1 protein-coding gene and 1 pseudogene are annotated in these 1,787 nt (G+C 68.0%); both read right to left on the bottom strand.

The window, feature by feature from the left end; all coding sequences use genetic code 11:
- Positions 1-7: 7 nt before the first annotated feature.
- Complete coding sequence (locus ACZ5ID_RS37005) at positions 8-1,075, bottom strand: 2-oxoacid:ferredoxin oxidoreductase subunit beta (protein ID WP_468907199.1); 1,068 nt, start codon at positions 1,073-1,075, stop codon at positions 8-10.
- Positions 1,068-1,787: pseudogene (locus ACZ5ID_RS37000) on the bottom strand (2-oxoacid:acceptor oxidoreductase subunit alpha); the annotation flags it as partial. The pseudogene ACZ5ID_RS37000 and the gene ACZ5ID_RS37005, both read right to left, overlap by 8 nt.

The following is a 1,787-nucleotide window of genomic DNA, read 5'->3' as shown; positions in this document are numbered from 1 at the left end:
GGTGGTGTCAGGGGGTGACGGTCCAGGTGTCGTTGCCGGTGAGGAGGGTGGTGAGGTCGCCTTTGCCGTGTTGTTCGGTGGCTTGGTCGAGTTGGTCGGCCATTTGGGTGTCGTAGACGGGGCGGTGGGTGCTGCGGAAGACGCCGATGGGGGTGTGGTGGAGGGTGTTGGGGTCGGCGAGGCGGGAGAGGGCGAAGGCGGTGGTGGGGGAGGGGTTGTGGGCGTCGTGGATGAGGATGCGGGATTCGTTGTGGGGGGTGATGTCGGTGATGTGGAGGTCGCCGGTGGTGGGGTCGCGGGTGATGCCTTTGTGGTGGTTGGTGCCGAAGCGGATGGGTTGGCCGTGTTCGAGGCGGATGAGGGTTTCGGGGGCCTGGTCGTGGTCTTTGAGGGCTTGGAAGGCGTCGTCGTTGAAGATGTTGCAGTTCTGGTAGATCTCGATGAGGGCGGTGCCGGGGTGGTCGGCGGCCTGGCGCAGGGTGTGGGTGAGGTGGGTGCGGTCGGAGTCGATGGTGCGGGCGACGAAGGTGGCTTCGGCTCCGAGGGCGAGGGAGATGGGGTTGAAGGGGGCGTCGAGGGAGCCCATGGGGGTGGATTTGGTGATTTTGCCGGTTTCTGAGGTGGGGGAGTACTGGCCTTTGGTGAGGCCGTAGATGCGGTTGTTGAAGAGGAGGATTTTGAGGTTGACGTTGCGGCGCAGGGCGTGGATGAGGTGGTTGCCGCCGATGGAGAGGGCGTCTCCGTCGCCGGTGACGACCCAGACGCTGAGGTCGCGGCGGCTGGTGGCGAGGCCGGTGGCGATGGCGGGGGCGCGGCCGTGGATGGAGTGCATGCCGTAGGTGTTCATGTAGTAGGGGAAGCGGCTGGAGCAGCCGATGCCGGAGACGAACACGATGTTCTCTTTGGCGAGGCCGAGTTCGGGCATGAAGCCCTGGACGGCGGCGAGGACGGCGTAGTCGCCGCAGCCGGGGCACCAGCGCACTTCCTGGTCGGACTTGAAGTCCTTCATCGACTGCCGGGCCTCGGCCTTGGGGACCAGGGAGAGCGGGGTGGGTGCCGGAGTCGTCTCAGTCATGGAGGGCCTCCTTGAGGGCCGTGGCGAGCTGCTCGGCTTTGAAGGGCATGCCGTTGACCTGGGTGAAGGACTGGGCGTCGATGAGGTATTTCGCGCGGATGAGGGTGGCGAGCTGGCCGAGGTTCATCTCCGGGACCACCACGGTGTCGTAGTGGCGCAGCACCTCACCGAGGTTGGCGGGGAAGGGGTTGAGGTGGCGCAGGTGGGCCTGGGCGATGGGCAGGCGCTGGGTGCGCAGGCGGCGGACGGCGGCGGTGATGGGTCCGTAGGTGGAGCCCCAGCCCAGGACCAGGGTCCGGGCCCCGTCGGGATCGTCCACGGCCAGGTCCGGGACCTCGATGCCGTCGATTTTGGCCTGGCGGGTGCGGACCATGTGGTCGTGGTTGGCGGGGTCGTAGGAGATGTTGCCGCTGCCGTCCTGTTTCTCGATGCCGCCGATGCGGTGTTCCAGGCCGGGGGTGCCGGGGACGGCCCAGGGACGGGCCAGGGTGCGGGGGTCGCGTTTGTAGGGCCAGAACACATCCGTGCCGTCCGCGAGCCGGTGGTTGGGCTGGGTGGCGAACTGGGTGCGCAGGTCGGGCAGTTCACCGGTGCCGGGGATGCGCCAGGGTTCGGAGCCGTTGGCGAGGTAGCCGTCGGAGAGCAGGAAGACGGGGGTGCGGTAGGCCAGGGCGATGCGGGCGGCGTCCAGGGCCGCGTCGAAGCAGTCCGC

Source organism: Streptomyces sp. NPDC031670, assembly GCF_055580545.1.
This window is presented reverse-complemented; position numbering and strand designations above follow the sequence as displayed.